The sequence below is a fragment of the Streptomyces sp. NPDC055078 genome, from assembly GCF_053607985.1.
This window is the reverse complement of the sequence record NZ_JBSGUP010000390.1, coordinates 1-7,766: the sequence shown is the minus strand read 5'-3', so window position 1 is coordinate 7,766 and position 7,766 is coordinate 1. Positions and strand designations below refer to the sequence as shown.

Sequence of the window (7,766 nt, the reverse complement as noted above, 5' to 3'; positions counted from 1 at the left end):
AGGCGGATGTGCCAGCGGCGCGCTTCTCGGCCGCGGAGACCGCCTCATCCAGCGTGCCGCCGCCCTCCGCCGCCTCCGCCGCCGCCAGCGCGCAGAACCCGAGGGCCATGGCGACCATCCCGGTGTCCACGACGCGCACCGGCACGGGCGCGTCCTTGGCGGCCAGAACGGCCGCGTCGTACGTCCCGGAGAACTCCGACGACAGATGGAGCGAGACGATTCCGGTCGCACCGGCCTCAGCGCTCGCCAGGTATCTCTCGGCGAACATCTGGGGGCTCGGGCGCGATGTGGTCACTGGGCGCCGCTTCTGGAGTGCCAGCGCGAGCGAGCGCGCCGAGATCTCGCTGCCTTCCTCAAGCGCTTGATCACCGAGTACCACGGTCAGAGGCACCGCCACGATGCCGTGGCGCTCCATCGCCGCGTGCGGCAGATAGGCCGTGGAATCGGTGACGATCGCGACATGGCGGGACATGAGCGGGAGGTTACCGCTCAGGGGCACCGCACGGCAGCCCGGCCCCTCAGCCCCTCGCCGTGCTCCCGGCACAGCGCCGATGTCCGACCCGCGCGCAGGCACCCACCGTACTGGCACAGCGGTCCCCGACCACACCGCCGCAGGCCCTCCCCGGCACCACCGCCGCCCCCGGCCATCCGCAGCCGCACCGTCCATCGCCCTGCGCAGCCGCACCGCCCGTCGGCCGAAGTCAGGGGCGCTCCGGGCCGGGGCCGAATCCACACGACTCCCAGGGCCGGGCCGACCTCCGGGGCCAGGACCAAAGCGGGACGCGGTCAGCTTCTAGTTGGTCGTCTCCGGGCGCGCGGTCTTCTGCCAGGGGTAGGCGGTCTGCTGCCGTGGGTCGCGTGCCGTGATCGCCTGGGGCGGTGACGGCTGAGCCGCGCTCCCCGGGTCCGGCCGGGCGGAGGACTCCGTGTCCTGCCCGGCGGCGGATTCGGCGGATTCGGTGGCAGGCCCGGACCGGGCCCGACCGGGTGCGGACCCGCCGCCCGCGTCCGACCGATCCGCCGTTCCGCTCTGCCGAGCGCCTCCGCCCGCGGTGCCCGCGGTCCCGTCGGATACGGTTTCCGCGGCCGGGACAGCCGAAGAGGTCCCCGCCTCCGACCAGTGGCGCAGCGCGCCCGCCTCCATGTCGATCTGGGTGCTCAGCGAGTCCAGGTCGTCCTCGGCGAACCTGCCCGCCCGGTCGCGCGCCGCCCACCGCAGGGACTCCGCCGAACGCACGATCCGCTCCATGCGCTCACGCAGCCCGGGCAGCCGCGCGGCGACTGTCGCCCGGTCCGGCTCGCGCTCCAGCCGCTTCAGCTCGTCGTCCAGCTCATGGCCATGGACACTCAGCCGCTCGAAGAGGCCGAGCGACTCGGACAGCGAGGCGTCCTCGGCCACGCCCGCGTGCAGCGCGTCCTGGGTCGCTCTCATCGATGTCCGCAGGGACAGCCGGAGCTGCGCCAGCTCGGCGACGACACCGCTCTGCCCATAGCTCTTGGCCCGGAGCGTTGTCTCCTCGACCGTACGGCGGGCCTGGGTGACCGTACGCTCAACGCCCCGCTTGGCCGCACGCACCGCCTTTACTGTGACAAACACCCCCAAGGCCACAAAGGCGATAAAAAGCAGCGTCAACATCAAAATCGCGGCTTCCATGGGCGCCCCTCCGGCGTCGGGTTGTGTCCTTCCACGGTAAACGGAACAGGCAGGCCGAGGGTTCCATCGGAACCCCCAACCTGCCCGCGAGTGAATCCCCGAACCCGTAGGGGAAACCCTGAGCCCGTAAGGGAAACCCTGAAGCCGCCACGGACAATGTCGTCGCCCGCGCCCGCCCCCGGTACCGCCGCAAACGATCCAGACCGGGATTCAGACCGAAATCCCGGTCTGGATCCCGATCTGGATCTGGATCCCGGTCTGGACCCCGGTCTACTCGGGAACGATATTGACCAGCTTCGGCGCCCGCACGATCACCTTGCGGATTCCCGCGCCGCCCAGCGCCGCGACCACTGCCGCGTCGCCCAGCGCCAGCGCCTCCAGCTCCGTGTCGGGGATCGACGGGGAGACCTCCAGCCGCGCCTTGACCTTGCCCTTGATCTGCACCACGCAGGTCACGGTCTCGTCCACGACGTACGCCGGGTCCGCGACCGGGAAGTCCTGGTGCACGACCGAATCGGAGTGGCCCAGCTTGCGCCACAGCTCCTCGGCGATGTGCGGGGCCAGCGGGGCGATCAGCAGCACCAGGGGCTCGGCCACGCTCCGGGGCAGCCGGCCGCCCGACTTGGTCAGATGGTTGTTCAGCTCGGTGATCTTGGCGATGGCGGTGTTGAACCGCAGCGCGGCCATGTCCTGCCCGGCTCCGTCGATCGCCTTGTGCAGTGCGCGCAGCATGGCCTCGCCCGGCTCGCTGTCGACGACCGTGACCTCCCCTGTCGACTCGTCGACCAGATTGCGCCACAGCCGCTGGAGCAGCCTGTACTGGCCGACGACGGCACGGGTGTCCCACGGCCGGGACACATCCAGCGGCCCCATCGCCATCTCGTACAGCCGCAGCGTGTCTGCTCCGTACTCGGCGGCGATCTCGTCCGGGGTGACGGCGTTCTTAAGGGACTTGCCCATCTTGCCCAGCTCGCGCCTGACCGGCTCGCCCGCGAAGGAGAACGCCCCGTCCCGCTCCTCGACCTCGGCGGCCGGCACCGGGAAGCCACGGGCGTCACGGTAGACATACGCTTGGATCATGCCCTGGTTGAACAGCTTGTGGAACGGCTCCGGGGCCGAGACATGCCCCAGGTCGAACAGCACCTTGGACCAGAACCGGGCGTACAGCAGATGCAGCACGGCGTGCTCGGCACCGCCCACGTACAGATCGACACCGCCGTGGGGAACGCCCTCGCGCGGACCCATCCAGTACTGCTCGATGACCGGATCGACCAGCTTGTCGCTATTGTGCGGGTCCAGATAACGCATCTCGTACCAGCACGAACCCGCCCAGTTGGGCATGGTGTTGGTCTCGCGGCGGTACTTGCGCGGGCCGTCCCCCAGATCCAGCGTGACATCGACCCACGCCTCGTTCCTGGACAGCGGGGTCTCCGGCCGGGAGTCGGCGTCCTCGGGGTCGAACGTACGGGGCGAGTAGTCGTCGACCTCCGGCAGCTCCAGCGGAAGCATCGACTCCGGCAGCGCGCGGGCGATCCCGTCCTGGTCGTAGACGATCGGGAACGGCTCGCCCCAGTAGCGCTGCCTGCTGAACAGCCAGTCGCGCAGCCGGAAGTTGACGGTGGCCTCGCCGACTCCGCGCGCGACCAGCCAGTCGGTGATCCTGGCCTTGGCCTCGGCGACCTCCAGGCCGTCCAGCGAGATCTCGTCGTTGGAGGAGTTGATCGCCGGTCCCTGGCCGGTGAACGCCTCGCCCTCCCAGTCGCTGGGCGGCTGTACGGTGCGGATGATCGGCAGGCCGAACGCCTCGGCGAACTCCCAGTCGCGCTCGTCCTGGCCGGGTACGGCCATGATCGCGCCCGTGCCGTAGCCCATCAGGACGTAGTCGGCGACGAAGACCGGGACACGGGTGCCGGTGACCGGGTTCAGAGCGTACGCGCCGGTGAAGACGCCGGTCTTGTCCTTGTGCTCCGTCTGCCGCTCGACATCGCTCTTCGTCTGCGCCTGCTTGCGGTACGCCGCAACCGCCTCGGCGGGCGTGGCCGCGCCGGCGGTCCAGGAATCCTTGACGCCCTGGGGCCACTCGGCGGGCAGGATCGAGTCGATCAGCCCGTGCTCGGGCGCCAGCACCATGTAGGTGGCACCGAACACGGTGTCGGGGCGGGTGGTGAAGACCGTGATCCGCGCACCGTCGTGACCGTCCACGGAGAAGTCGACGCGCGCGCCCTCCGAGCGGCCGATCCAGTTCCGCTGCTGCAGTTTGATCGCCTCGGGCCAGTCCAGGGCGTCCAGATCACCCAGCAGCCGGTCGGCGTACGCGGTGATCCGCATGTTCCACTGGCGCAGATCGGCCTTGAAGACCGGGAAGTTGCCGCGCTCGGAGCGGCCGTCGGCGGTGACTTCCTCGTTCGCCAGTACGGTGCCCAGCCCCGGGCACCAGTTGACGGGCGCGTCGGAGGCGTACGCCAGCCGGTATCCGCTCAGGATGTCGGCGCGCTCGACGGCGTTCAGCTCGCTCCACGCGCGCGTGGAGCCCGGGACAGGGCGGTCGCCGCTCTCGAACCGGGCCACCAGGTCCGCGATCGGACGGGCCCTGTCCCCTTCCTCGTCGTACCAGGAGTTGAAGATCTGCAGGAAGATCCACTGGGTCCACCGGTAGTACTCGGGGTCGATCGTCGCGATCGACCGCCGCTGATCGTGGCCCAGGCCCAGCCGCCGCAGCTGCCGCTTCATGTTCTCCATGGCGGCCTCGGTCGACACCCGGGGGTGCGTACCGGTGGCGACCGCGTGCTGCTCGGCGGGCAGGCCGAAGGCGTCGAAGCCCAGGGTGTGCAGCACATTGTGCCCGGTCATGCGCTGATGGCGGGCGTAGACATCAGTGGCGATATAACCCAGAGGGTGCCCGACGTGCAGCCCCGCGCCCGACGGGTAGGGAAACATGTCCATGATGAACTTCTTGGGCCGGGCGACCAGGGCGGGGTCCCCGGCCAGCTCCCCGGTCGGGTTGGGCGCCTGGTACGTGCCGTCGGCGTCCCAGAAGTCCTGCCAGCGTGCCTCGATGTCGGCGGCCATCGCGGCCGTATAACGATGAGGCGCGGCAGCCTCGGCAGCGGAAGCAGCAGAATTCGTCTCGCTCATGATCCTTAAAGCTCCATCGATCGTCTCTGCCGGCGGTTCGGATAGGGCCGTGCCCGCATACGAGCTGGGCCCGCAAACAAAAGGACCCCTCACACAGGAGGGGACGCCGCGCCGATTCCGACCGGATCTCTTTCATCCGTCGGGACTGATCAGCGCGGCTCGCTAAGCAGAAGGCGTACGGCACGCATGGCGTCAGGGTACCGCAGCGGACCTTCCGGACGCGCAGTGGACCATTCCGGGGGGACGACGGGCCTTCCCGGCGCGCGGTGGACCATTCCGCGGGGGACAACGGACCATCCGGACGCGCAGTGGATCATTCCGGGCGGTCAGCGGACTGTTCCGATGCCGACGCGGACCTTCCCGGCGGTCAGCGGACCGTTCCGATGCCGACGCGGACCTTCCCGGCGCGCGGAGGCCCGCCCGCGCAATCAGGTGGCGGGGCTGTCGAGACAAGCCGGGGCGTACCCCGTATCTATCCGTATGGAGATCCACAGGCACCCCGGGACGCCGGGACACAGGCCGAAATCAGATATCCGGCGCATGCGCCACGGGCGCCCGCCCCGCCCCCAACTCCCCCTGCATACCCCGCGTATCGACCCTATTCAGGGCAACCCCCGTGCCGGTTGACTGGCTTCGTCACGCCTAAAGCCCGAAACGTCGTACCGCTCGGTATGGGTCGACTTAGCATGCGTCAACGGGACCGCATCCCGCACCCTCGGAGTTGCCCCATGAAGCCATATCGCAAGAGCCGTTCGTCACCCGCCCCGGGTACCGGACTCAGCCGCCCCGTGCAAGGCGGTCTCACAGTCGCGGCGTTCGTGGTCATCCCTTTGCTCGCTCTCGGCGGAAGCGACAGCTTTCGCGCGGCACTCGACTTCACCACCGGAACCCTGTCCCTGGTGTCCCTCACCGCCTCCATCGCCTGGGGGCTGCTCGCCACGGACCGACTTCTGCTGTCCCCGCGTCACCGGCTGCTCGCCCAGGCCGTCCACCGGGCCACGGCCACCGCCTCTCTCGGCTTTCTGCTGCTGCACGCAACCGTGAAGATCTCGCTCGGGCGGGTGGACCTGATCGGAGCCGTCGTCCCGTTCGGCCTCGGCGTCACCGGCGCGTCCGGGCTGATCGGCTTCGGGTCGCTGGCCGGCTTCCTCATGGTGATCGCGGGCGCCACGGGCGCGCTGCGCAGCGCTCTCGCGGGCAATGTCAAGGGCGCGGGCCGCTGGCGGGCGGTACACATGCTGGCGTATCCCGCCTGGTGCTCCGCGCTGGTGCACGGCCTGTTCGCGGGCCGCCCCGCCGACACCTGGGTGGTGACGATGTACTGCCTGGCGCTCCTGAGCGTCGCCGGCGCGATGTCCATACGACTGCTGCCGCCACCGGCCCAGCGCCGTGTCGCCAACAAGATCCTCCGCCTGACCGGCCGTGGCTCCGGCGACCGCTTCACCGACCAGCCCACAGCCAGTGAACCGATCATGCCTCCCATCCCCAGCATCCCGGGAGTGACCACGGTAGGTCTCGACCGGATGAACGCGATTCCCTCACAGCGTCCGTACGAATCGGGCTTCCGGCGCCCGTCCGCGCTGGGCCGGCCGCCCCCCTTCTCGGCGCCCTCTCCACAGCTCTACGAGGCACCACCGCCTCCGGCTGTGGAGCCCGCCGCCGGGCAGGGCGGCGAATCGGGCTCCCCCATAGGGGCGGGCACGGGAACCGGGATCTCCGCCGCGTACCGCGCGGTCTCCCTGGGGGGCGAGCCGACCGCCCCGCTGGCCGAGCGCATCCCGATGACCGAGGAGATACCCGTCGTATCGGAGGACGGCCCGGGCCCCGGTGTCTGGCCCGCGCCCGCGCCCCCGCCGCCCGCACGGGCCTTCCCGTCCGGGCCGGTGCCGCCCACGCCGCCGTACGCCCCTCCTCCCCGCGCCTCCGGCACACCACCCGTCGACAGCTTCGGGGGCCGGCTCGGCGGACAGCCGACCGAGACGACTTCTTTCGGGACGCCCTCCTTCGAGCCGCCGCCGCCCGGGGCACCGCCCGTCGAGTCGTTCGGCGCCTCGCCCTCCGAGTTCTTCGAGTCCGCTTGGTCCGCTGGAACCACGGGGACCACGGGGACCACCGGGACCACCGGAATGCCTGGATTCGCTGGACCATCTGTGCCCCCTGTGTCCGCTGAGGTCTTCGAGCCGTTCGAACCCTTCGGCGGGGCACCCCGGTACACCACACCTCCGCCGCTCCCGTACGAATCGCCCGATGCCCGCTACGAGACCTATGAGACGTACGAGACGTACGAGCCCCGTCCCCCGACGTACGACGCGGTCACCCCCGTCGCGTACGACGACACACAGGCGGCGCCCGGACCGCTCTTCCCGCCCCCGGCCGGAGAGCCCTGGAACACGCCCGCAGGAGACCGACCTTGAACACCCCCCTCCCCGATGTTCCCGAGGTCCGCGTCGTCGGCCTGCCCCAGCTGACCCAGGGGTTCGACCTGGTCGAGCGGCTCGACCTCCCGACGCATCTCAATGTGCACGGACCGCTGGAGCCCGTGACCGGTGAGCGGCTCGCACGGCTCGCCGAGGAGATCTCCCTGCGCGGCCGTGGCGGTGCGGGGTTCCCGTTCGGGCAGAAGCTGCGCGCGGTGGCCAAGTCCGCGATCCGGCGCGGGGTACGGCCCGTCGTCGTGGTCAACGGCAGCGAGGGCGAGCCCGCCTGCCGCAAGGACAGCGTGCTGCTCAACCGCGCGCCGCATCTGATCCTGGACGGCGCGCTGCTGGCCGCCGAGGCGCTCGGGGCGCGCACCCTGGTCGTGGCGGTGACCCGGAACTCCACGGAGATCTCCATGCGGGCCGCGCTGGCCGAGCGGGGTCTGTCCGACCGGCGCGGACAGCCGATGCGCGCCCGGATCGTCCGTACGCCGGAGCGCATGGTCTCCGGCGAGGCGTCCTCGGTCATCCGCGCGATCAACGGCGGCCCGGCCCTGCCG

The 7,766-nt window shown here is 70.7% G+C and carries 4 protein-coding genes and 1 pseudogene; 2 read left to right on the top strand and 3 right to left on the bottom strand.

Translation table 11 applies throughout. From position 1 onward, the window contains the following. The 3 genes from ACWF94_RS27005 to leuS all read right to left on the bottom strand — a co-directional run. On the bottom strand, window positions 1–472 hold a 472-nt coding region (locus ACWF94_RS27005), incomplete at its 3' end, for a DegV family protein (RefSeq protein ID WP_453493719.1). 321 nt (window positions 473–793) lie between these two features. Continuing rightward, entirely contained in the window at window positions 794–1,654 is an 861-nt protein-coding gene (locus tag ACWF94_RS27000; RefSeq protein WP_453493716.1) for a hypothetical protein, read from the bottom strand. Window positions 1,655–1,924: 270 nt separating this feature from the next. After that, window positions 1,925–4,789 (bottom strand): leucine--tRNA ligase, encoded by a 2,865-nt coding sequence (gene leuS, locus ACWF94_RS26995; RefSeq protein WP_453493713.1) that lies wholly within the window; start codon window positions 4,787–4,789, stop codon window positions 1,925–1,927. A gap of 818 nt (window positions 4,790–5,607) precedes the next feature. Here leuS and ACWF94_RS26990 point away from each other — a divergent pair. Both ACWF94_RS26990 and ACWF94_RS26985 read left to right on the top strand, forming a co-directional pair. After that, the gene (locus ACWF94_RS26990; RefSeq protein ID WP_453493710.1) at window positions 5,608–7,203 is read left to right on the top strand and encodes a hypothetical protein; all 1,596 of its coding nucleotides are present in this window, start codon (window positions 5,608–5,610) and stop codon (window positions 7,201–7,203) included. Then, a pseudogene (locus ACWF94_RS26985) lies at window positions 7,200–7,766 on the top strand (oxidoreductase); the annotation flags it as partial. The gene ACWF94_RS26990 and the pseudogene ACWF94_RS26985, both read left to right, overlap by 4 nt.